The sequence below is a fragment of the Pseudomonas brassicacearum subsp. neoaurantiaca genome (assembly GCF_013608025.1).
GTDB lineage: Bacteria > Pseudomonadota > Gammaproteobacteria > Pseudomonadales > Pseudomonadaceae > Aquipseudomonas.
This window is the reverse complement of record NZ_VDLV01000004.1, coordinates 17,090-39,114: the sequence shown is the minus strand read 5'-3', so window position 1 is coordinate 39,114 and position 22,025 is coordinate 17,090. Positions and strand designations below refer to the sequence as shown.

Sequence of the window (22,025 nt, the reverse complement as noted above, 5' to 3'; positions counted from 1 at the left end):
TTTGATCTTTGAAAAGATCGCAGCCTCGTTTCACTCGGCAGCTCCTACGCAGCTCCTACGCAGCTCCTACGCAGCTCCTACGCGGTATTTCTATAACTATTTGTCGCCTCGACGTAATTTCCCTCCTGAGTGCATCTCTAGACTCCGGGCCACTTCGGTTTTCACCGGCCGAATGCTGTTTCCGAATCTGCCTATAACGATCAATAAATACCCTGCGCACTCAGGAGCAAAAATGAAGAAATTAGCCATGTTCGGTGCCCTGGCACTGTCCGTATTGTCCTTCTCGGCCGTGGCCGAAGACGCCAAGCCGATCCGTCTCGGGATCGAGGCCGGCTATCCCCCCTTTTCGATGAAGACCCCTGACGGCAAGTTGGCCGGTTTCGATGTGGATATCGGCGACGCGCTGTGCGCGCAGATGAAGGTCAAGTGCACGTGGGTCGAGCAGGAGTTCGACGGTCTGATCCCGGCGCTGAAGGTCAAGAAAATCGACGCGATCCTGTCGTCCATGACCATCACTGACGATCGCAAGAAAAACGTCGACTTCACCATCAAGTACTACCACACCCCGGCGCGCTTCGTGATGAAGGAAGGCTCCGACGTCAAGGACCCGCTGACCGAGCTCAAGGGCAAGAAAGTCGGTGTGCTGCGCGCCAGCACCCATGATCGCTTCGCGACCGAGGTACTGGTGCCGGCGGGGATCAACCTGGTGCGCTACAGCTCCCAGCAGGAAGCCAACCTGGACATGGTCGCCGGCCGCCTCGACGCGATGCTGGCCGACTCCGTCAACCTCGACGAAGGCTTCCTGAAGACCGACGCCGGCAAAGGCTTTGCCTTCGTTGGGCCGACCTATGAAGACGCGAAATACTTCGGCGGCGGCGCCGGCATCGCGGTGCGCAAGGGCGACAAGGAGCTTGCCGAGAAATTCAACGCGGCCATCACCGAAATCCGCGCCAATGGCACGTACAAGAAAGTCCAAGACAAGTACTTCGCCTTTGACGTCTACGGGCATTAATCACTGAAGTCTTCAGATGGCCCGCCGCTCACCCGGCCGGCCATCTTCTTCATGGGCGATTGTTTTACCCTGCGCCTGTCGAGAAACCGATATCTGGAGAGCCTATGCAACGCATCGACCATACCTTGCCCTGGAGCCACCTGGGCACGGAACGTTCGCTCAGCGTATTTCGTTACGGCCATGGCCCGCGCAAGGCGTATATCCAGGCCAGCCTGCACGCCGATGAATTACCCGGCATGCGCACGGCATGGGAATTGAAACAACGCCTCAACGCGCTTGAAGCCCAAGGGCTGCTCAAAGGGGTCATCGAGCTGGTGCCGGTGGCCAATCCGATCGGCCTGGACCAGCATCTGCAAAGTGCCCACATGGGGCGTTTCGAGTTGGGCAGTGGCAAGAACTTCAACCGATCCTTCGTTGAACTCAGTGCCCCGGTGGCGCAACGCATCGGTGAACGCCTCGGGGATGACCCGGCCGCGAACATCACCTTGATTCGCCAGACCATGATCGAGGTGCTGGATGATCTGCCGCCGCCACCTTCTCAACTCGAAGCCCTGCACCGGCTGTTACTGCGTCACGCCTGCGACGCCGATGTCACGTTGGATCTGCATTGTGATTTCGAGGCCGCGATCCACTTGTACGCGTTGCCACAACAGTGGCCGCAGTGGCGCTCGTTGGCGGCGCGGTTGAAGGCCGGCGTGGCGTTGCTGTGTGAAGATTCCGGCGGCAGCTCGTTCGATGAGTCTTGCTCGACGCCGTGGTTGCGCCTGGCGAGGATTTTTCCGCAAGCGGCGATTCCGCCGGCCAACCTGGCGACGACGCTGGAACTCGGCGGCATGGGCGACACCCGGGTGGAGCAGGCCCAGGCCAACTGCGAAGCCATCCTCGGGTTCCTGGCGGAACAGGGCTTTATCGGCGGCGATTGGCCGGCCGCGCCGCAAGCGTGCTGCGAAGGTTTTCCCTTCGAAGGCACCGAATACCTGTTTGCACCGCACCATGGCGTGGTGAGTTTCCTGCGCGAAGCGGGCGAATGGGTGGAGCGGGGCGATCCGCTGTTCGAAGTGGTCGATCCGTTGAATGACCGGGTCACCGTTGTTCCTGCTGGCACCAGCGGGGTATTGTTCGCGCTGGATCGTGGACGCTACACCCAGCCGGGCATCTGGCAGGCGAAAGTCGCCGGGCGCGAGCCGATTCGGGCGGGGAAATTGATCAACGACTGATGAGCGCTGTCTACCTCACCGCACGGTCGTTGCCGTGCGGTTATCAAACGATGGAGGAAGACTGATGCTCAAAGCGTTCGCCCTGTTTCTGCTGCTGGTATCCGTCGGCGTGCAGGCCCAACCTTCGCTGCACACCGACTTGCCACTCAACTACCTGGCCCGCGCGGACGAAAAGGCCGGGAACCGGCCCCTGGTGATTTTCCTGCACGGGTCGGGCAGCAATGAAGAGGACCTGCTCAGCCTCGCGGACGAACTGCCCGAGCACTACAACTACCTTTCGGTACGGGCGCCCAAGTCCATGGAACCGGGTCACTACCAGTGGTTCGCCAAGAAGGGCGAGGGTGCGTATGACGGTGATACATCGGATTTGAAGGCCAGCGGCCAGATGCTCCTGGAATTCATCGACAAGGCCCGGGCCAAATATCCGACCGATGCGAGCAACGTCTATCTGGTGGGCTTCAGCCAGGGGGCGATGATGAGCTACGAAGTCGCCTTGCGACACCCCGAAGCCGTTGGCGGTATTGCCGCGATGGGCGGGCGGGTGCTGTCGGTGCTGCGGGCCGAACTGACGCCCGACGAATCGCGGCGGGCGCTGGCGGTGTTCATCGGCCACGGTACGGTCGATCCGATCATTCCCTACCGTGACGGCACCGACGCCGACACATTCCTGAAAACGCTGGCCCTGGAGCCGGAATTCCATGCCTACCCGGGCCTTGGCCATAACATCAGTGCACAGGAAGTGAAGGATTTGCGGGCCTGGCTGGAGCGACTCAATCCTTGATATGCACACCGGCCCCTTGTGGGAGCGAGCCTGCTCGCGAAGGCGGCACTACAGTCCATGAAGATGTTGGGATGGGTGGCCTCTTCGCGAGCAGGCTCGCTCCCACAACACCGCGGCAAATCATCACTTCCCGCTGGCGATCTGCTTCACCAGCGCTTCATGACCGGCCTGGTCGCTGGCCCTGGAAATGATCTGCACCACGGCCATGCGCGTGCCGGATGCACCGATCAGCGTGGTATCCAACGTCGGCCCGCCTCCCTGCGTGGCCTTGGTATCGAGCTGACGCAGGCCCAGGCCGGTGGTTTTCTGAGTCAGGCTCTGTTCGCCGAGGATCTTGGCATCGGGCAGGGCCTTGGTTTTCTGTACGGCGAAATCGGCGAAGGTGGAATCGAGAAAGGCTGCGTCGTTATCTTTTACGTTCGCGCCGCCGACCAGGGTGTTCTCCGCTGCGATGACCACGGTTCGGGTGGTGGCATTGCTGTACATCGTGCCGGACGCCCCGGCGGTCCCCTGCGCCACATCCCCTGCGGACAAGGGCGTCGCCGTGAAGCCCTTGGGCAGGGTGAAGATGAATTTGCCGCCCAGCATCGTGATCTTCTGGGCCGGCGTTTGCGCCACGGCTTTGGGCTGGGCAGCCAGGACAGGCAATGCGACGAGGCTGGCGACAGCCGTCAGCAGCAGGGCGGCAGCGTTTTGACTCAGCGATGACATTCAATTGCTCCACGGGTGGTCGTGCTTGAAGACCGATCATCCCACGGTCGTCGTCCCTGACTCCACTGTGCTGACCGGATACGGGCGCGAACGCGCTTGCGATTCGATATGACAGGGGCGGCTCAGTCCGGTTCGACGTCCAATTGCAGGCTGTCGTCGGCCAGGCGCTCGGTACGCCGGACGATGCCGCTGATGCGCCGGCCTTCGGCGCTGAACACGACGATCTGGGCTTTCGCCAGGTCTTCGGGCAGCGGCGGGCGTACATGCAGGGCAAACCACGGCGGCTCGCCATCATCGAGACGTTTTACATCGAATTGGCACTCGACGCTTTTGGTCTCGCGACCGAACAGCGTGTCGAGACCGTAATCAAGATGACTGTTTGTGGCTGGGTTTGGGTCCATTGGCAATCTCCCTGGGCGCGCGCTCGGCTATTGTTCAAGTGAGTCTTGCACAATCGGAAAATTCCGTTGGATGAGCGGCCTGGATCGCGGTGCTGGCGATGCTGGTAGAATCGCCCACCTTGACTTACGAGAGGTATGCCCATGAGCGAGCCGATTCGCCTGACCCAGTACAGCCACGGTGCCGGTTGCGGCTGCAAGATTTCGCCCCAGGTGCTGGAAGTGATTCTGGCCGGCAGCGGCGCGCAGAACCTTGACCCCAAGCTGTGGGTGGGCAACGCCTCCCGGGATGATGCGGCGGTCTACGCCATCGACGAGGAGCGCGGGGTGGTCTCGACCACCGATTTCTTCATGCCGATCGTCGACGATCCGTTCGACTTCGGCCGTATCGCCGCCACCAACGCCATCAGTGATATCTACGCCATGGGCGGCGATCCGCTGATGGCGATCGCGATCCTCGGCTGGCCGGTCAATGTCCTGGCCCCGGAAATCGCCCGGGAGGTCATTCGCGGTGGCCGCTCGGTGTGCGATGAGGCGGGCATTCCCTTGGCGGGCGGGCATTCGATCGACGCGCCAGAGCCGATTTTCGGCCTGGCTGTCACGGGCCTCGTGCAAAAACGCCACATGAAACGCAACGACACCGCTGTGGCCGGTTGCCGTCTTTACCTGACCAAACCCCTGGGCATCGGCATCCTCACCACGGCGGAAAAGAAAGGCAAGCTGCGCGCCGCCGACGTGGGCCTGGCCCGCGATTGGATGTGCACGCTCAACAAGCCCGGCAGCCGTTTCGGCAAGCTCGACGGCGTGGCCGCGATGACCGATGTCACTGGCTTCGGCTTGCTCGGGCACTTGGTGGAGATGGCCGATGGCAGCCAGCTCACCGCGCGCATCCGTTATGACGCGGTGCCGCGCTTGCCGGGCGTCGAGTACTACCTGGACCTGGGTTGCGTGCCGGGCGGCACGTTGCGCAACTATGACAGTTACGCGAGCAAGGTCGGCCGTGTCCAGGAGTTGCACAAGCGCGTGCTGTGCGACCCGCAGACCAGCGGCGGCTTGCTGATTGCCGTCACGCCAGAAGGGGAAAGCGAATTCCTGCAGGTCGCTGTCGAGCTGGGCCTTGCGCTGGAGCCGATTGGCGAGTTGGTCGAGCGACAGACCCACGCGGTCGAGGTGTCTTGATGCCCAACGACATCACCGATTACCGCGATATCTTCCTCAATGATCGTCCGATGATGGATACCCGTGCGCCCGTTGAGTTCATCAAGGGCGCGTTCCCCGGCGTGGTCAACCTGCCGCTGATGACCGATATCGAGCGACAACGCGTCGGCACTTGCTACAAGCAGCAGGGACAGCAGGCCGCCATTGTCTTGGGGCATCAGTTGGTTTCCGGCGAAACCAAGGCCCAACGCATCCAGGCCTGGGCCGATTTCGCCCGGTCCCATCCCGACGGGGTGCTGTATTGCTTTCGTGGTGGCTTGCGCTCGCAGATTGTCCAGCAGTGGCTCAAGGACGAGGCCGGTATCGACTACCCCCGTGTCGGCGGTGGCTACAAGGCCATGCGGACCTTCCTGCTCGACACTGTCGAGCAGGCCGCTGCCCAGTGCGACCTGGTTCTGCTGGGCGGCATGACCGGCACGGGCAAGACCGAGGTGTTGGCGCAACTGCCCAATGCGCTTGACCTGGAGGGTTGCGCCAATCATCGCGGTTCGAGCTTTGGCAAGCGTGCCACCGGGCAGCCGTCCAACATCGATTTCGAGAACTTGCTGGCGGTGGATGTGCTGAAAAAGCGCACTGTCGGCATCGAGCAGTTCGTTTTGGAAGATGAGAGTCGGATGGTGGGCAGTTGCGCCGTCCCGCTGCCGTTGTACCAACGCATGCAACAGGTGCCGATGGTCTGGCTGGAAGACAGCCTGGAGCGGCGGGTCGAGCGAATCCTGCAGGACTACGTGATCAACCTGTGCGCCGAGTTCATCGACGTGCATGGCGACGAAGGTTTCGCTTTGTTTTCCGAGCGACTGCTGTCGAGCCTCGACAACATCCACAGGCGCCTGGGTGGCGACCGTCATCGGCGATTGATGGACATCATGGAAGCGGCCCTGGTCGAGCAGGCCAATTCGGGTGCCGTCGATTTGCATCGCGGCTGGATCGAAGGCCTGCTGCGCGAATACTACGATCCGATGTATGTATTCCAGCGGGAAAAGAAGGGCGGGCGGATCGAGTTCGCCGGGGAGCGGGTGGCGGTGTTGGAATATCTGAGTGAGCGCGCTGCCCGGCGGAAATGATAGTTGGGCCTTATGTGGGAGCGAGCTTGCTCGCGATAGCGGCCGATCAGTTGCGCATCTGTTGAATTGGCCGCCGCCATCGCGAGCAAGCTCGCTCCCACAGGGTGTTTTGTTGGCACCTTACGTCGGACACGTTTCCCGCCCATTATCCAACCCCTGCTTGTAGCTCTGGCTGGTCAGGCTGGCCTTGCCGTTGTGCCAGGTCAGTGTCAGCACGTACAGCGAATCGAAATCGCTCGACGCCCAGTCATCGGTGATCTTGAGCCGCTTGCCCACCGCTTCGCCCGCAACCTTGTTGATCAGTTCCGGCAAGTAGCCGTGGGACCAGGCGGTGTAGATGGTGGCGTTGTGGTATTTGTCGTGCAGCAGTTCGTTGGCCAGGTCGCTGGTGTCGTTGGCCGAATATTCGATGTTCACCGGCAAGCCCAACTTGATGGCGCTGGGGCTGATAGTCATCAATGGGCGGATGTAGCTGTAGGAATTGTCCAGCTCACCCTCTTCGACATTGCGGGTCGGGTTGGCGGCGAATACATAGTCGGCCTTGCCGAATTTTTCTGGCAGCAAGGTCGCCAGGTCGATGGCGCGATTCAGCCCTTGGCAATTGAGCTGGCCAAGGCCTCCGGCGGGTTTTTCGGCGTGGCGCAGGAACACCAGGGTCTGTACGCCATCGACGGGCTGGGCGCGGCTCACGCTGGACTCCAGCGACAACACCAGTCCAGAGACCACCAGCAGCGTCGGCAGCATCAGCCACGAACGGTGCTTCAGGTATTGGGTGAGTTTGCGTGGATTAATCATTGGATGGCCATCTTTGGTTTCGATTCAGGCTGACAAACCCCGGCACCGCGAGGCCTTTGGGCTCGGGTGTTTTCCTTGTCGTTACGCCGCTTCGATTCCTCGGGGCAGTTCTCTGAGTCCGTTTCCGCCCGTTGGTTCGATCCTGGCCGGTGCGCTGTGTTGTAAACGGCATTCCGCCACGGGATGAAGCGAATGTTAGCGACAGGATGTTGCGGAATTAAGAACGAGCGACGGCCCAAAGCCGATCGGCTGATTTATGCTTCAGCTTTCTGGCTGACACTTGGAATCCATTTCATGCCCAACCTGACTCCATTCCCCATCACCCAAAAATGGCCCGCCCAATACCCCGAGTGGATCCAGCTCTACTCCTTGCCAACCCCAAACGGGGTAAAAGTGTCGATCATGCTCGAAGAGACCGGCCTGCCCTACGAGCCGCATAAAGTCGATTTCGGCAGCAACGATCAGTTGTCGCCCGAGTTCCTGTCCCTGAACCCCAACAACAAGATCCCGGCAATTCTCGACCCCCATGGGCCAGGGGACCAGCCACTGGCGTTGTTCGAGTCGGGGGCGATCCTGATTTACCTGGCGGACAAGAGCGGTCAATTGCTGGCCCAGGAGTCGGCGGCGCGCTACGAAACGATCCAGTGGCTGATGTTCCAGATGGGCGGGATCGGGCCGATGTTCGGGCAGTTGGGGTTCTTCAACAAATTCGCCGGCAAGGATTACGAAGACAAGCGTCCGCGCGACCGTTATGTCGAAGAAAGCAAACGCCTGCTCAAGGTCCTCGATGGCCGACTCCAGGGGCGGGACTGGATCATGGGCGAGCGCTACACCATCGCCGATATCGCCACGTTCCCGTGGGTGCGCAATTTGATCGGGTTCTACGAGGCGGGTGATCTGGTGGGCATCCAGAACTTCCCCAACGTGACGCGGGTGCTGGAGCGTTTCCTGGCGCGACCGGCGGTGGCTCGCGGCCTGAAAATTCCAGAATGACGACGACGCGTCGATTCGATTTCAAGCAGCTGGACGTGTTCAGCGAAGCGTCGCTCAAGGGCAATCCGCTGGCGGTGGTGCTGGGAGCCGATGGGTTCAACGAAGAGCGCATGGCGTCTTTCGCCAACTGGACCAACCTCAGCGAGACCACGTTCGTGCTGGCGCCGCAGCACCCGGATGCCGATTACCGGGTGCGCATCTTCACCACATCGACCGAATTGCCGTTTGCCGGACACCCGACCCTGGGCAGTTGCCACGCATGGCTGGAAGCCGGGGGTGTGCCGAAAGGGCAGGAAGTCGTGCAGGAATGCGGTGTCGGGCTCGTCAGGATTCGCCGCAGCGACTTTGGCCTGGCCTTTCTGGCGCCGCCCTTGCTCAAGTCCGGCCCGCTGGAAGTCGACGTGCTGGAGCGAGTGCGCAAGGGATTGGGCCTTCCAGCTGAGGCGATAGTCGACGCGCAGTGGGTCGACAACGGCGCCGGTTGGTTGGCCTTGCTGCTCAAGGATCGCCAGCAGGTCTTGACGCTCAAGCCGGATTATCCCCAATTGCGAGACTTGGCCGTGGGGGTCGTTGCGCCGTGGGATCCGGTCGTCGATGGCGATGCCGCGCAATTCGAAGTGCGTGGGTTCATCGCCGGCGATGGCATGCCGGAGGATCCCGCCACCGGTAGCCTGAATGCCGGGCTCGCCCAGTGGATGCTGGGCAAGGGCTTGGCGCCCAGCGCCTACGTGGTCAGCCAGGGCGTGACCATGGGGCGGGCCGGGCGGATTCATGTCGAGCAGATCGGCGAAGAAGTCTGGATTGGTGGCGCCGTGGTGACCTGCATCAATGGCACGTTGACGCTCTGAGCGGATTATTGCCCTGCCGGTAACACTCTGTTTTCCCGCCGATGTTTGTGCCCTGGCCGGCCAGGGCATAAGCTTTGCTCCCTGTGATCGAGCCCCATTTTTGCCCCAGGAGTCCCATGTCCAGCCAGTTCCCCGAAGCACGTCCACGCCGTCTGCGCCGCAACGCAAGCTTGCGCAGCCTGTTCCAGGAAACCGAGTTCACCCTGAACGACCTGGTGCTGCCGATTTTCGTCGAAGAAGAAATCAACGATTTCGTGCCGATCAAGAGCATGCCGGGTGTGATGCGTATCCCTGAATCGAAACTGGCTGGTGAAATCGAGCGCTATGCCCGCGCCGGCATCAAGTCGGTGATGACCTTTGGCGTGTCCCATCATCTGGACAGCGACGGCAGCGACACGTGGAGTGAGCGTGGCCTAGTGTCGCGCATGGCCGGGATCTGCAAGGACGCCGTGCCGGAAATGGTCGTGATGTCCGACACCTGCTTCTGCGAGTACACCGATCATGGCCACTGCGGTGTGCTGCACGGCCATGAAGTGGACAATGACCGGACCCTGATCAACCTGGGCAAGCAGGCCGTGGCGGCGGCGCGTGCCGGTGCCGACGTCATCGCGCCGTCGGCGGCCATGGACGGACAGGTCCAGGCCATTCGCAAGGCCTTGGACGAGGCGGGCTTCAGCCAGACGGCCATCATGGCGTATTCGACCAAGTTTGCCTCGGCGCTTTATGGCCCGTTCCGCGAGGCGGGTGGCAGTGCCTTGAAGGGCGACCGCAAGAGCTACCAGATGAACCCGATGAACCGTCGCGAAGCACTGCGCGAATCCTTGCTCGACGAGCAGGAAGGCGCCGATGCGCTGATGGTCAAGCCGGCCGGGGCCTATCTCGACATCATCCGCGACATCCGCCAGGCGTCGAACCTGCCGTTGTCGGCCTATCAGGTCAGCGGCGAGTACGCGATGATCAAATTTGCCGCCCAGGCGGGTGCGATCGACGAAGCCCGCGTGGTGCGTGAAAGCCTTGGCGCGATCAAGCGGGCAGGGGCGGACCTGATTTTCACCTACTTCGCCATGGACCTGGCGTTGAGTGGGATCTGACCCAGCATTGCACTTAAGAAAGATGCTGGACCCGTGACGAGGGAGCTTGCTCCCGCTCGGCTGCGATCTTTCCCCTGTCACTTGAATTTCAAGCGAAAGATCAAGATCAAAAGATCGCAGGCTCCGCCAGCTCCTACAGAGTCCAGCGGGAGCAAGCTCCCTCGCCACGGGTGCATAGGCAGCGGCATAACCTTATGGGGGCAAGCTTGCTGCCTATTGGATTTCTACGGGCTTTTGGTCGTATGGTTGCTCCCGAACAATGGATCTGATGGAGCACCATGCAATTCACTCGATTGACGATCAGTCTCGCCGCCTTGCTGGCCCTGGCCGGTTGCGGCACGCGCCAGGCCCAGGAGCCGGAGCGCCAGCCTGCCGAGGTCAAGGCGCAAATCGTTCGGTTATTGCCGGCCAAGACCGCTGACCGAGAAGGCTGGGCCACGGATATCTACGTCGCCTTTTCGGCTCAACAGATCCCGCCGACCACCCAGAATATCTGTTCGGTACTGGCGGTGACTGAACAGGAATCGACTTTCCAGGCCGACCCCACCGTACCGGGGCTGGGCAAGATTGCCCGGCAGGAAATCGACCGACGCGCGGCGAAGGTCCATGTCCCGGGACTGCTGGTCAGCGCCGCGCTCCAGGTGCGCTCGCCGAATGGAAAAAGCTACAGCGATCGTCTCAGTGCGGCGCGAAGCGAGAAGGAACTCAGCGCGATTTTTGACGATTTCATCAGTATGGTGCCGCTGGGCAAGACCCTGTTCGATGGTTTCAATCCGGTGCACACGGGTGGCCCGATGCAGGTCAGCATCGCGTTCGCCCAGGCCAATGCACGGAATTATCCCTACACGGTGGATGGCTCGATTCGGCGGGAAGTGTTCAGCCGTCGTGGCGGCATGTATTTCGGCGTGGCCCATTTGTTGGGGTATCCGGTGAGCTACACCGAGCCGCTGTACCGGTTCGCCGATTTCAACGCCGGTTGGTACGCCAGTCGCAACGCCGCGTTCCAGCATGCAGTGAGCCGCGCTTCGGGTATCTCCCTGGCCCTGGACGGCGATTTGATCCTGCATGACTCAATCATGCCCGGTAGCACGGAGCTGGCGGTGCGCACGTTGGGCAAGTCGTTGGGGATGCGCAACCCGACCATCCGCGATCAGTTGGAGTTGGGTGACAGCCTGGCGTTCGAGGACAGCAAGCTCTACAAGCGTGTGTTCGAACTGGCTGAAAAGGCCGAGGGCAAGCCATTGCCTAGGGCGGTGTTACCGGGGATCGTGCTCAAGAGTCCTAAAATCACTCGCAAGCTGACCACTGCATGGTTCGCCAAGCGCGTGGACGAACGGTACCAGCGGTGCATGGCTAGGGCTTCGGGGCGCTAAAATCCTTGGACATGAAAAAGCCCGGCGGATAAGGCCGGGCTTTTGCCGGGGTCATGTTGTTCGCTCAGGACAAGCGATGAACTCGTGGCGAGGGAGCTTGCTCCCGCTGGGACGGTCCGACGCTTCGGGCGTAGCGGCCCCTTTTTTTGTGAGCGCTTCGCGCTCAAGCGGGAGCAAGCTCCCTCGCCACGGATTGTGTTGAACGTCATTCGAGGCTGGATCAGGCATCGCAATCAAGCAACTCATGCACGGTTCTGAGCCAGGCGATCGGAGCCACCTTCGGCAACGCGGCGTTCCAGCAAGCGATCGGAGCCACCTTCGGCGACGCGGCGTTCCAGCAGGCGATCGGAGCCACCTTCGGCGACGCGGCGTTCCAGCAGACGATCGGCACCGCCTTCAGCGACGCGGTTTTCGATCAGGCGGTCGGAGCCGCCTTCAGCGACGCGGCGTTCCAACAGACGATCGGCACCGCCTTCAGCGACGCGATTCTCGATCAGGCGATCGGAGCCACCTTCGGCAACGCGGCGTTCCAGCAGGCGATCGGAGCCACCTTCGGCGACGCGGCGTTCCAGCAGGCGATCGGCACCGCCTTCAGCGACGCGGCTTTCGATCAGGCGATCGGAGCCACCTTCAGCAACGCGGCGTTCCAGCAGACGGTCGGCACCGCCTTCAGCGACGCGGTTTTCGATCAGGCGGTCGGAGCCACCTTCGGCAATGACGGGTTGGGCGGAGGCGGCGAATACGTTGGCTGCCAGGACCGAGAAAGCGAAGCTGAGGATGATTTGGCGTTTCATGATGGTGTGCTCCAGGGGGTGCGTTGTTTGTGTGGGGCCATTGTTGCGCCGGGCACCGGGGAGGAGAACTTCATTGAAATGATGGTGAACATCGATGGCGGTGATAGCTCGTCGGACTGTTGCCGATGAGCTTGATGGAACGCTGATGGTGCTTCGGGTTCTACCGGCTGAATCCCTTTGCAGGAGGCAAGCACATGTATCAGTTATTCGGCCACATTCAGTCGGGGTCCTCGGCCGTGGAAATTGCCCTGTGTCTGTGCGGGGTGCCTTACCGCCGGGTCGATACCTATTCGACCGAGGACAATGAAGCGGCGAAAGAACTCGAGGCGTTGAACCCGCAGAAGCAGGTTCCGACCCTGCAACTGCCAGACGGCTCGGTCCTGACCGAGGCGGCGGCGATCCTGATCCACCTGGGGTTGTCCTTTCCGGAATCGAAGCTGCTGCCGGAAAACCCGGCCCAGCGTGGGCAGGTCATACGCGGCCTGGTCTACATCGCCGCCAATTGCTACACGCCCATTGGGATCATCGATTTCCCTGAACGCTGGCTGCCGGACGCGGACGAGGCTGTGCGGGAGCGACTGGTGACGGGCACGAAACAACGGCTGTATCGCAATTGGGCCTTGTTTGCCGACCAGTTTCCGGGGACGCCGTTCCTCAGTGGTGCCGAGCCTGGGGCGCTGGATATCCTGGCGGCAGTGATCACGAAGTGGGTCGAGACCCGGGAGGCAATGCTCAGCGCCCGCCCCGAGTTCTACGCCTTGCTGGAGCGTATCGACCACCATCCGCGTATCGCGCCCGTGCTGTCACTGCATTGGCCTGAGTGAATCACGGACAGGCGTTGCGCGAGGCCGCTTGCCCGACGAGTTCGACAAACTGCCGGACGTTGTTCTGATGGCCCTTCACCAAGTCATCAATATTGCCTGCGGCCGGCGTCTGCAGGCTGCTGCGGCAGGTCAGGGCGCCTGATGCGCTGCCAAGGTTGCGCAATCGCCACTGCACGTCCATGCGAGCGTACCGACCGGGAACCGAATCGAAGCGCTGCACGTCCACCCGCAGCAACCGCTTCGGTGCGCCGGGATTGCTCAGTTGTTCGTCGAGGCTGCTGCGCAGTTCGTCCGCCAGGCTTGCGCCCCACCATTCGGTCTCCAGGATCGCCAACCCGCTGTCGCCCTGGCGGATGACCATCTGGGTACGATCCACTTGCGGTGGCACGCTGAGTTGCTCGATCTGGATATCCACCCCTGCGCGTGCCTGGCCGGTCGGTTGCGCCGGGCTCAGGGTGTGATAGTGGATGGGGTCGCTGCGGCAGGCGCCGAGCAGCAGCGCCAGGGCGATCAACGAGCATCTCAGCGTCAGTGGCATCAGGCGTGCTCCAAGGGTCATTCTTTCACCGGGAAGGAAAGGTTCTGCGCCGGGGCGTCTTTCGGACGGCCGCGCAGCAACGATTCGGGGTGACGGCTCAGGTAGTCGGACAGTTCGCGCAACGACCGCGACATGCGCCCCAGGTCATCCAGGGTCTGGGTGAGTTGTTCGCGCTGTGGGGAATCCTCCGCCAGGGTTGAATTCGCCGACTGCAAGGTCTTGCTCACGTCCTGCAAGGTACTCTGCACGCCCGGAAGGGTCTTGCTGTTGAACTGCGACAGGCCTTTGCGCAGCTCAACGAGGTTGCCGTCCAGATTGCTCGCGATGCTTTCCAGCGGCAGCTTGTTGATACGCTCGATCACCGTCTGCAGTTGTTCCTGCAGTTGCTGGAGGCTACCCGGAATCGTGGGGATCCGCAGGGGCCGGGCGGACGTGTCGAAGGCGACTCTTTCGGCCTTGGGATAGAAATCCAGCGAAATGTACAACTGCCCGGTCAGCAGGTTGCCGCTGCGGGCCTGGGCGCGCAGGCCCCGCTCGACGAAACTGCCGACCAGCCGAGCCGCCGCGGCTTCATCTTCCGGGTCGTAATCCAGGGATTTGAGCAACTTCTCGTGCGCCTTGCCCAGCAGTTGTGGGTAGATCACGATGCCGACGTTGACGGGAAACGTGCGCTGCTTCTCGTCGAAATCCAAGTTCATGGCCACCACTCGGCCGATCTCGATCCCGAGGAATTCCACCGGGGCCCCGACGCGCAACCCGCGCAAGGCCTGGTCGAAGCGCAAGGCCAGGTACTGCGCCTTGCCACTGGGCGGGGCGAGGGCGCTCTGCTGGTCGGCGAACAGCTCGAAATTCTTGTCCTCGGCGGCAGGCGTGTCGTTGGGACTGTATTCCGGTGCCCTGAAGGCAATGCCACCCACCAGCAAGGCGGACAAGGATTCGGTCTTGACCGCGAAGCCGTTGGCACCGACGTTCACGTCGACCCCGCTGACGTTCCAGAAACGGGTGTTCTCGGTGACGTAGGCGTCGTTTGGCGCATTGATGAACACCTCGATGTTGACGCCCTTGCCGTCGGCATCCAACGCGTAGGAGACCACTTGGCCCACCGGGATCTTGCGCAAGTAGACCGGCGAGCCGATGTCCAGCGAGCCAAGGTCCTGGGAGTGCAGGGTAAAGCGCTTGCCCGGCTCGCCATAGGTGATGGGCGGCGGAGCCTCCAGGCCGGTGAAGGACTTGGCGCGGACTTTCGAATGGCCGGCATCGGCGCCGATGAAATCGCCCGACAGCAAGGTATCGATTCCGGAAATCCCGCCCGCGCCGATGCGTGGCCTGACCACCCAGAACACCGAATCTTCATGGGTGAAGGTGTCCGCAGTCTTGGCGAGCTTGACCGTAGCGGTGACATTTTTCTGGTCCTCGCTCAGTTGCACATCGGTAACCTGGCCAATCACCACGTTGCGGTATTTGACCGGGGTCTTGTTGGCCGTCAGGCCTTCGCCTGTCTTGAAGGTAATGGTGATGGTCGGGCCTTCCTGCAGCCAGTTATGCACCACCAGGGACACGCCCACCAACACCGCGATGATCGGCACGATCCACACCAGCGAGACCGTCCAGCGACGGCTGGTGACATGCGCGCGGCCCGGCGTGGGTTGTCCATCAGTGGCTTGCGACTTCATCCATGGTCTCCTCGGAGGGTTGGGTGTCCCAGATCAAGCGGGGGTCGAAACTCATGGCCGAGAGCATGGTGAACAGCACCACGAGGCCGAAGAAAAGGATTCCCGGTCGCGGTTCGATATCGCTCAGCGCCTGGAATTTCACCAGGGCCGCCACCAACGCCACGACCAGCACGTCGAGCATCGACCAGTAGCCGATGACCTCGACCAGCCGGTACAGCTTCGCGCGCTGGACCTGGGCCCAGGTGCTGCGCCGTTGCACGGTCACCAGCAGCAGCGTCAACACGACGAACTTGATGCCCGGCACCGCGATGCTGGCGATGAAGATGATCAGCGCGATGTCCCAGGCACCGCTGTGCCAGAACTCGAGGACGCCACTGATGATGGTGCTGTCCGCGCCTTCGCCGAGCATCTGGGTGTTCATGACCGGCAGCAGGTTGGCCGGAATATAAAACACCAGGGCTGCCAGCATATAGGCCCAGGTGCGGGTCAGGGTATCGGGTTTGCGCCGGTGCAGGCGGGCATCGCAGCGCGGGCAGGTCTCGGGTTCGTCGGTCATGTCGCATGCCAGGCCGCAGCTGTGGCACAGGCACAGGTTCAAATCATCGGCCCGGGGCGGGTTGCCCAGCGGTGCGCCGTTCACAGGCGATCCCACAGATCACGGACATCGCGGCCGGCGATGCGGATCATCAGCAGGCTCAACGCCCCTAGGGCGAACAGGCCGATGCCCGGCAGCACATCAAGCAGCCCGGCGAGCTTGATGACCGCGACCAGCGCCCCCAACAGGCACACTTCCAGCATGCTCCATGGTCGCAGCGTTTCCAGGCTGCGCATGCACAGGTTGAACGCCGGCGCCCGGCGGTTTGAATAGGCGTAGCTGAGCACCCAGAGCAAGAGCGCCAATTGGAAGGCTGGGGCGATGATGATCGCGACCGCGGCGACCAAGGCAATGAAGATAATCGGCCCCTGGCTCAGGGCCACGACCGAATCCCAAAGAGTCGCGCTGTTGCTCAAGCCCTGGAGCCGGATGCTCATCACCGGATAGACATTGGCAAAGGCCCAAAGCACCGCCGCGGTGATGGTCAAGGCCAGGCGCTGCTCGATGGTCAGGCCGTCGTAGCGCTGGATCACCGCATGGCATTGCACGCACAAGGCTCTTTGATGCGGGCCGAGCTCAACCGGCTCGTACACTGCATCGCAATGTTCACAAATGATCAGTCGGTCGGTGAGGGCCATCGGGATGCTCGGGCAGGGACAACTCCTTCAATATAGAAGTGAGTCGAAAATGAGCAACCCGCCCGAGTCGATCATTCGCCGCGAATGTATTGCTCCAGTTGTCTGATCAGGTCCGCCTGCTCGGCAATGGCCTCTTTTACCAGGTCGCCGATGGACAACAGGCCGACGAGCTTGCCGTCCTCCACGACGGGCAAATGCCGCAGATGTTTTTCGGTCATGATGCTCAGGCACGTCTCGACGTTCTGGTGGGGATCGATGGTAATGACCGGGGAGACCATGATGTCGCTGACTTTCGTACCTACCGAGGAGCGCCCGTGCAGGACCATTTTGCGCGCATAGTCGCGCTCACTGATGATGCCCAGCACTTCGTCGTTCTTCACCACCAGCAGCGCACCGACGTTTTTCTCGGCCATGCGCATCAGGGCCTGCAAAACCATGTCGTCCGGTGAAATGGTGTGCACTTGCTGGTTTTTCTCGTCTTTTATCCGGAGCAACTGCGCGACGGTTTTCATGGGGAGGCCTCGGGTGTCGTTTTTTGCGGGTGATTAAAGAATCGTAGACCTAACGGCGCAGAGCAAGCGATAAAGCGGCGGCCAATCGTCCAAAAGCGTCATAGTTCGTGAATTAGCGCTGAAATGATGCCATGCGCGGTTGTGGCGAGGGAGCTTGCTCCCGCTGGGTCGGTCCGACGCTTCGGGCGAAGCAGCCCCCGCTTTTTTGGCGACCGCTGCGCAATCGAGCGGGAGCAAGCTCCCTCGCCACAGGTAGAATGCGTGACATCTGAGTTTCGAGGTTTCAGCGGTGAATCTACAGCAGGGCTTCGTCCTGACCCGGCATTGGCGCGACACCCCCGCGGGCACCGAAGTCGAGTTCTGGCTGGCGACGGATGCCGGCCCCCGGCGCGTGCGCCTGCCGGTGCAACCCTCGGTGGCGTTTGTGCCGCAGGTCCAGCGCGGTCAGGTCGAGGCGTTGTTGCAAGGGGAAAAGGACGTTGAGCTGCGTCCCCTGGACCTGCTGGATTTCGAGCATCGCCCGGTGCTGGGCCTGTATTGCCGGCAGCATGCGCAACTGATGCGCCTGGACACCACGCTGCGGCGCGCCGGCGTGGAAGTATTCGAAGCCGACATCCGCCCGCCGGAGCGCTACCTGATGGAGCGCTTCATCACTGCTCCGGTCTGGTTCGGCGGCACGCCATCGGCCGACGGCCTGCTGCTCGACGCCCAGATGAAGCCGGCGCCCGAGTACCGGCCGCCGCTGCGGCTGGTGTCCCTGGACATCGAAACCACCGCTCAGGGCGAGTTGTATTCCATTGCACTGGAAGGCTGCGGCGAACGCCAGGTGTATATGCTCGGGCCGCCGAATGGCGATGATCGCGAGGTGGATTTCCAGCTCGAATACTGCGAATCCCGCACGCTGCTGTTGAAGAAGCTCAACGAGTGGTTCGCCCGTTTCGACCCTGACGCGATCATCGGCTGGAACCTGGTTCAGTTCGATCTGCGCGTGCTCCATGAGCATGCCCGCCGGCTGGCCGTGCCGCTGCGCCTGGGACGCGGCGGGGAGGAAATGCAGTGGCGCGAGCATGGAGCACGCAACAACCATTTTTTCGCTTCGGCGGCGGGGCGGCTGATCATCGACGGGATCGAATCCTTGCGCTCGGCGACTTGGAGTTTTCCGTCGTTCAGCCTGGAAAACGTTGCGCAAACCCTGCTGGGCGAAGGCAAGTCCATCGACAACCCGTACCAGCGCATGGACGAGATCAACCGCATGTTTGCCGAGGACAAGCCGGCCCTGGCCCGCTACAACCTCAAGGACTGCGAGCTGGTGACGCGGATCTTCGCCAAGACCGACCTGCTCGAGTTCCTGTTGGAGCGCGCCAGCGTCACCGGCCTGCCGGCGGATCGCAGCGGAGGCTCGGTGGCGGCGTTCACGCATCTCTACATGCCGCTGATGCATCGCCAGGGGTTTGTCGCACCGAACCTTGGCCAGCGTCCGCCCGAGGCCAGCCCCGGCGGGTTCGTCATGGATTCCCAGCCGGGGCTCTACGAGTCGGTGCTCGTGCTCGACTACAAGAGCCTGTATCCGTCGATCATCCGCACCTTCCTCATCGACCCGGTGGGACTGATCGAAGGCCTGCGCCATCCGGACGACGACACGTCGGTGCCAGGCTTTCGCGGGGCGCGGTTCTCCCGTACCCGACACTGCCTGCCGGCGATTGTCGCGCGCGTCGCCGAAGGCCGGGAGACCGCCAAGCGCGAACATAACGCGCCGCTGTCCCAGGCGCTGAAAATCATCATGAACGCGTTCTATGGCGTGCTCGGCTCCAGTGGCTGTCGCTTCTTCGACCCCCGGCTCGCGTCGTCCATTACCTTGCGCGGCCATCAGATCATGCAACGCACCCGGCAGTTGATCGAAGCCCGGGGGCATGTGGTGATCTATGGCGACACCGACTCGACCTTCGTCTGGCTGCGCCGCTCCCACGACCAGGAAGAAGCGGCGGCGATTGGCCGGGAACTGGTGGCTTACGTCAACCAGTGGTGGCGCGAGCATGTGCTTGATGAGTTCGGCCTGGAGAGCGCGCTGGAGCTGCAGTTCGAAACCCATTTCAAGCGCTTCCTGATGCCGACCATTCGTGGCGCGGAGGAGGGCAGCAAGAAGCGCTACGCCGGCTTGGTGACCCGCGCTGACGGCAGCGACGAAATCATCTACAAGGGCCTGGAAACCGTGCGCACCGATTGGTCGCCGCTGGCCCGGCAGTTCCAGCAGGAGCTGTATGGACGGATCTTTCATCGCCAGCCCTATCAGGATTACGTGCGCGATTATGTGCGCCAGACGCTGGCCGGCGCGTTCGATGAGCGCCTGGTCTACCGCAAGCGCCTGCGCCGTCCCTTGGACGATTACGAACGCAACGTGCCGCCCCACGTACGGGCCGCGCGGCTTGCCGATGAGTTCAACGAACGCCAGGGCCGGCCACGGCAGTACCAGAATGGCGGCTGGATCAGCTACGTGATCACCGTCGCCGGCCCCGAGCCGCTGGAAACCCGCAGCGCGCCCATCGATTACGACCATTACGTGACCAAGCAGCTACAGCCGGTGGCGGACGCGATCCTGCCGTTTGTGGGGGACGACTTTTCGACCCTGGTTGGCGGGCAGATGGGCTTGTTCTGATGCCGCTGAGTAATGGGCTGGAGGGGGAGGCTCTTGTGGCGAGGGAGCTTGCTCCCGTTCGGTTGCGCAGCAGCCGCCTAAAAGCGAGGGCTGCTTCGCACCCCAGCGGGAGCAAGCTCCCTCGCCACAGAACCTTCGATTCCCCAGGCTAAACCATCGCCAACCGCTGCTTCCCCTGAGGCTGCGGAAACACCAGATCCAGCGCCGCCAGATCCTGAGGCTCAAGCCGCAGTTGCGCCGCTTCGGCATTCTGGCGCACATGTTCAGGCTGCACGGCCTTGGGAATGGCAATGACGTTGTCCTGGCGCAACAGCCAGGCCAGGGCAATCTGTGCCGGCGTTGCGCGGTGGCGCTCGGCGATCTGCTGCACGGTGTGATCCTTGAGCAAATGTCCGCCCTGGCCAACCGGGCAGTACGCCATGATCGGCATGCGTTGCCGTTGGCTCCAGGGGAGCAGGTCGAATTCGATGCCGCGTTCTTGCAAGTTGTACAGCACCTGGTTGGTGGCGCAGGCCGGCGCGGCCAGCTCCTCCATATCGTCGACGTCAAAGTTGGACACACCCCAGCGACCGATCTTGCCTTCTTCGCGCAGCCGCTCAAATGCTTCGACGGTTTCTTCCAACGGGTATTGGCCGCGCCAGTGCAGCAGATAGAGGTCGATGTAGTCGGTGTCGAGCCGCCGCAGGCTGCGTTCGCAGGCGAGCGGGATACCTTTTCGGCTGGCGTTGTGGGGGTAGACCTTGCTTACCAGGAACACTTGGTCGCGCAGCCCGGTAATCGCTTCGCCGACGATTTTTTCGGCGCCGCCCTCGGCATACATTTCCGCGGTGTCGATGAGGGTCATGCCCAGCTCGATGCCCAGGCGCAGGGCCGCCACTTCTTTCTTGTGATGGGACGGTTCTTCACCCAGTCGCCAAGTGCCCTGGCCGATCACCGGTACGGATACGCCGGCCAATTCCAGAGTTTTCATTCACATCTCCTGTTGTACGGGACGATAAAGTCTGTGGCAGCAGGATAGACCAGGTGTTCAGGTTTGATTCGTGCTGGAAAGCAGCCGGGGAGGCGCTGCGTCCCGAAAGCATGACGCAGAGCGTCACAGGAGGCGTTCCCACGCGTAGTGTGGGAACGCCTGGTCGATGGGATTACTCCGCCGAGAACTTCAGGACCATGGCCTGGGTGTAGGTCTGGCCCGGATTCAGTCGCGTGGTAGGGAAGTCCGGCTGGTTCGGCGAGTCGGGGAAGTGCTGGGTCTCCAGAGTGAACGCGCCCCAGTGCGGATAGACCTTGCCTTGCTTGCCCTTGACCGTGCCGTCGAGGAAGTTGCTGGTGTAGAACTGCACGCCGGGTTCGGTGGTAAAGAGCTGCAGGCGCCGCCCGGACTTCGGATCCTGGACGTCGGCGGCGAGCTTGCCCACATCACCCTTGGCATCGAGCACCCAGTTGAAATCGAAACCGCCCTGTTTCGGCTCGGCGAACTTCAACTGCTGATGGTCGGCCTTGATATGGGTGCCGATCGCGGTTGGCTTGGTGAAATCCATCGGCGTACCGGCCACGGGCGCGAGTTCGCCGGTGGGAATGAGCTTGGCGGTCACCGGCGTGTAGCGGGACGCGTGCAGGGTCGCGACTTGCTTGAGAATGTCGCCGTTGCCGGCACCTGCCAGGTTGAAATAGCTGTGGTTGGTCAGGTTCAGCACGGTCGGTTTGTCGGTGGTGGCGGTGTAGTCGATGCGCAGCTCGTTCTGGTCGTTGAGGCTGTAGGTGACATCGGTTTTCAGGTTGCCGGGAAAGCCCATCTCACCGTCCGCCGACACATACGTCAGGGTCACGCCGACCGAATCCTTGCCATTGTGAGGTTCGGCTTTCCAGACCCGCTTGTCGAAGCCTTGCGGTCCGCCGTGCAAGGAATTGTCCTTGTCGTTCTGCGGCACCTGGTAGCGCTTGCCGTCCAGCTCGAACGCGCCGCCTGCCAGGCGATTGCCGAAGCGGCCAATGGTGGCGCCGAAGTACACGGTGCCGTTCTTCTGGTAGCCCTGCACGTCGTCGAAGCCGAGCACGATGTCGTCGGTCATGCCGTTTTTGTCCGGCACGATCAGCGACTGGAGAATCCCGCCATAGGTGATGACGGTAGCCTCCATGCCGTTGCTGTTGCGCAGCACGTATTTTTCAACGGGCGTGCCGTCATTAGTCTTGCCGAAGGCAGCGCGTTCATTGGTCAGGCCGGCGGCCTGGGAAGAGGTGGCAATCATCAGAGAAACTCCGAGGGCCGTGAGCAGATGTCTGGATTCCAGCATGGTGTG

22 protein-coding genes are annotated in these 22,025 nt (G+C 62.1%); 11 read left to right on the top strand and 11 right to left on the bottom strand.

Features of this window, described 5'->3' with window-relative positions; translation table 11 throughout:
- Positions 1–232 precede the first annotated feature (232 nt).
- From FHK92_RS03280 to FHK92_RS03270, 3 genes are all read left to right on the top strand, one after another.
- Complete coding sequence (locus tag FHK92_RS03280; protein ID WP_181286807.1) at positions 233–1,012, top strand: ABC transporter substrate-binding protein; 780 nt, start codon at positions 233–235, stop codon at positions 1,010–1,012.
- A gap of 104 nt (positions 1,013–1,116) precedes the next feature.
- Positions 1,117–2,229: a succinylglutamate desuccinylase/aspartoacylase family protein gene (locus FHK92_RS03275; RefSeq protein WP_181286806.1), complete on the top strand. Its 1,113-nt coding sequence runs from the start codon at positions 1,117–1,119 to the stop codon at positions 2,227–2,229.
- A 64-nt stretch (positions 2,230–2,293) separates the two neighbouring features.
- On the top strand, positions 2,294–3,010 hold the full coding sequence (locus FHK92_RS03270; RefSeq protein WP_181286805.1) for an alpha/beta hydrolase: 717 nt from the start codon (positions 2,294–2,296) through the stop codon (positions 3,008–3,010).
- A 123-nt stretch (positions 3,011–3,133) separates the two neighbouring features.
- Here the strand turns inward: FHK92_RS03270 and FHK92_RS03265 are convergent, their stop codons facing one another.
- The gene (locus tag FHK92_RS03265) at positions 3,134–3,721 is read right to left on the bottom strand and encodes a hypothetical protein (protein WP_181286804.1); all 588 of its coding nucleotides are present in this window, start codon (positions 3,719–3,721) and stop codon (positions 3,134–3,136) included.
- A 122-nt stretch (positions 3,722–3,843) separates the two neighbouring features.
- The gene (locus FHK92_RS03260; protein ID WP_375154598.1) at positions 3,844–4,122 is read right to left on the bottom strand and encodes a hypothetical protein; all 279 of its coding nucleotides are present in this window, start codon (positions 4,120–4,122) and stop codon (positions 3,844–3,846) included.
- Positions 4,123–4,263: 141 nt separating this feature from the next.
- Between FHK92_RS03260 and selD the strand changes: the two genes are divergently transcribed.
- A complete protein-coding gene (gene selD / locus FHK92_RS03255; RefSeq protein ID WP_181286802.1) occupies positions 4,264–5,298 on the top strand; it encodes a selenide, water dikinase SelD in 1,035 nt (344 codons plus the stop codon).
- The gene (gene mnmH, locus FHK92_RS03250) at positions 5,298–6,401 is read left to right on the top strand and encodes a tRNA 2-selenouridine(34) synthase MnmH (RefSeq protein ID WP_181286801.1); all 1,104 of its coding nucleotides are present in this window, start codon (positions 5,298–5,300) and stop codon (positions 6,399–6,401) included. Before selD ends, mnmH begins: the two co-directional genes overlap by 1 nt.
- A 120-nt stretch (positions 6,402–6,521) precedes the next feature.
- Here mnmH and FHK92_RS03245 read toward each other — a convergent pair whose 3' ends face one another.
- Positions 6,522–7,196, bottom strand: a complete 675-nt coding sequence (locus FHK92_RS03245; protein WP_181286800.1) for a histidine phosphatase family protein — start codon at positions 7,194–7,196, stop codon at positions 6,522–6,524.
- 294 nt (positions 7,197–7,490) lie between these two features.
- On the opposite strand from FHK92_RS03245, the gene FHK92_RS03240 reads away from it, so the two are divergent.
- From FHK92_RS03240 to FHK92_RS03225, 4 genes are all read left to right on the top strand, one after another.
- Positions 7,491–8,189: a glutathione binding-like protein gene (locus tag FHK92_RS03240; RefSeq protein ID WP_181286799.1), complete on the top strand. Its 699-nt coding sequence runs from the start codon at positions 7,491–7,493 to the stop codon at positions 8,187–8,189.
- Positions 8,186–9,037: a PhzF family phenazine biosynthesis protein gene (locus tag FHK92_RS03235; protein WP_181286798.1), complete on the top strand. Its 852-nt coding sequence runs from the start codon at positions 8,186–8,188 to the stop codon at positions 9,035–9,037. The genes FHK92_RS03240 and FHK92_RS03235 overlap by 4 nt, the downstream gene beginning before the upstream one ends.
- A 116-nt stretch (positions 9,038–9,153) precedes the next feature.
- Positions 9,154–10,128 carry a porphobilinogen synthase gene (gene hemB / locus FHK92_RS03230; RefSeq protein WP_181286797.1) on the top strand — a complete coding sequence of 325 codons (975 nt, stop codon included), beginning with the start codon at positions 9,154–9,156 and terminating at the stop codon, positions 10,126–10,128.
- A gap of 278 nt (positions 10,129–10,406) precedes the next feature.
- Positions 10,407–11,501, top strand: coding sequence for a DUF1615 domain-containing protein (locus FHK92_RS03225; protein ID WP_181286796.1), 1,095 nt, complete (start codon positions 10,407–10,409; stop codon positions 11,499–11,501).
- A 242-nt stretch (positions 11,502–11,743) separates the two neighbouring features.
- On the opposite strand, the gene FHK92_RS03220 is transcribed toward FHK92_RS03225, so the two are convergent.
- Entirely contained in the window at positions 11,744–12,295 is a 552-nt protein-coding gene (locus FHK92_RS03220; RefSeq protein WP_181286795.1) for a phage infection protein, read from the bottom strand.
- Positions 12,296–12,489: 194 nt separating this feature from the next.
- Between FHK92_RS03220 and FHK92_RS03215 the strand changes: the two genes are divergently transcribed.
- A complete protein-coding gene (locus FHK92_RS03215) occupies positions 12,490–13,119 on the top strand; it encodes a glutathione S-transferase family protein (RefSeq protein WP_181286794.1) in 630 nt (209 codons plus the stop codon).
- A gap of 1 nt (position 13,120) precedes the next feature.
- Here the strand turns inward: FHK92_RS03215 and FHK92_RS03210 are convergent, their stop codons facing one another.
- The 5 genes from FHK92_RS03210 to FHK92_RS03190 form a co-directional block, all read right to left on the bottom strand.
- Positions 13,121–13,657 (bottom strand): PqiC family protein, encoded by a 537-nt coding sequence (locus FHK92_RS03210; protein WP_181286793.1) that lies wholly within the window; start codon positions 13,655–13,657, stop codon positions 13,121–13,123.
- 17 nt (positions 13,658–13,674) lie between these two features.
- Complete coding sequence (locus FHK92_RS03205) at positions 13,675–15,330, bottom strand: PqiB family protein (protein WP_181286792.1); 1,656 nt, start codon at positions 15,328–15,330, stop codon at positions 13,675–13,677.
- On the bottom strand, positions 15,311–15,955 hold the full coding sequence (locus FHK92_RS03200) for a paraquat-inducible protein A (RefSeq protein WP_181286975.1): 645 nt from the start codon (positions 15,953–15,955) through the stop codon (positions 15,311–15,313). The genes FHK92_RS03205 and FHK92_RS03200 overlap by 20 nt, the downstream gene beginning before the upstream one ends.
- Before the next feature lie 11 nt (positions 15,956–15,966).
- Entirely contained in the window at positions 15,967–16,563 is a 597-nt protein-coding gene (locus FHK92_RS03195; RefSeq protein WP_181286791.1) for a paraquat-inducible protein A, read from the bottom strand.
- A 71-nt stretch (positions 16,564–16,634) separates the two neighbouring features.
- Complete coding sequence (locus FHK92_RS03190) at positions 16,635–17,075, bottom strand: CBS domain-containing protein (RefSeq protein ID WP_030138503.1); 441 nt, start codon at positions 17,073–17,075, stop codon at positions 16,635–16,637.
- Between the two features lie 289 nt (positions 17,076–17,364).
- Between FHK92_RS03190 and FHK92_RS03185 the strand changes: the two genes are divergently transcribed.
- Entirely contained in the window at positions 17,365–19,728 is a 2,364-nt protein-coding gene (locus FHK92_RS03185) for a DNA polymerase II (RefSeq protein WP_181286790.1), read from the top strand.
- A gap of 148 nt (positions 19,729–19,876) precedes the next feature.
- On the opposite strand, the gene FHK92_RS03180 is transcribed toward FHK92_RS03185, so the two are convergent.
- Complete coding sequence (locus FHK92_RS03180) at positions 19,877–20,698, bottom strand: aldo/keto reductase (RefSeq protein WP_181286789.1); 822 nt, start codon at positions 20,696–20,698, stop codon at positions 19,877–19,879.
- A 172-nt stretch (positions 20,699–20,870) separates the two neighbouring features.
- Positions 20,871–22,019, bottom strand: coding sequence for an aldose epimerase family protein (locus FHK92_RS03175; RefSeq protein WP_181286788.1), 1,149 nt, complete (start codon positions 22,017–22,019; stop codon positions 20,871–20,873).
- Positions 22,020–22,025: the final 6 nt, after the last annotated feature.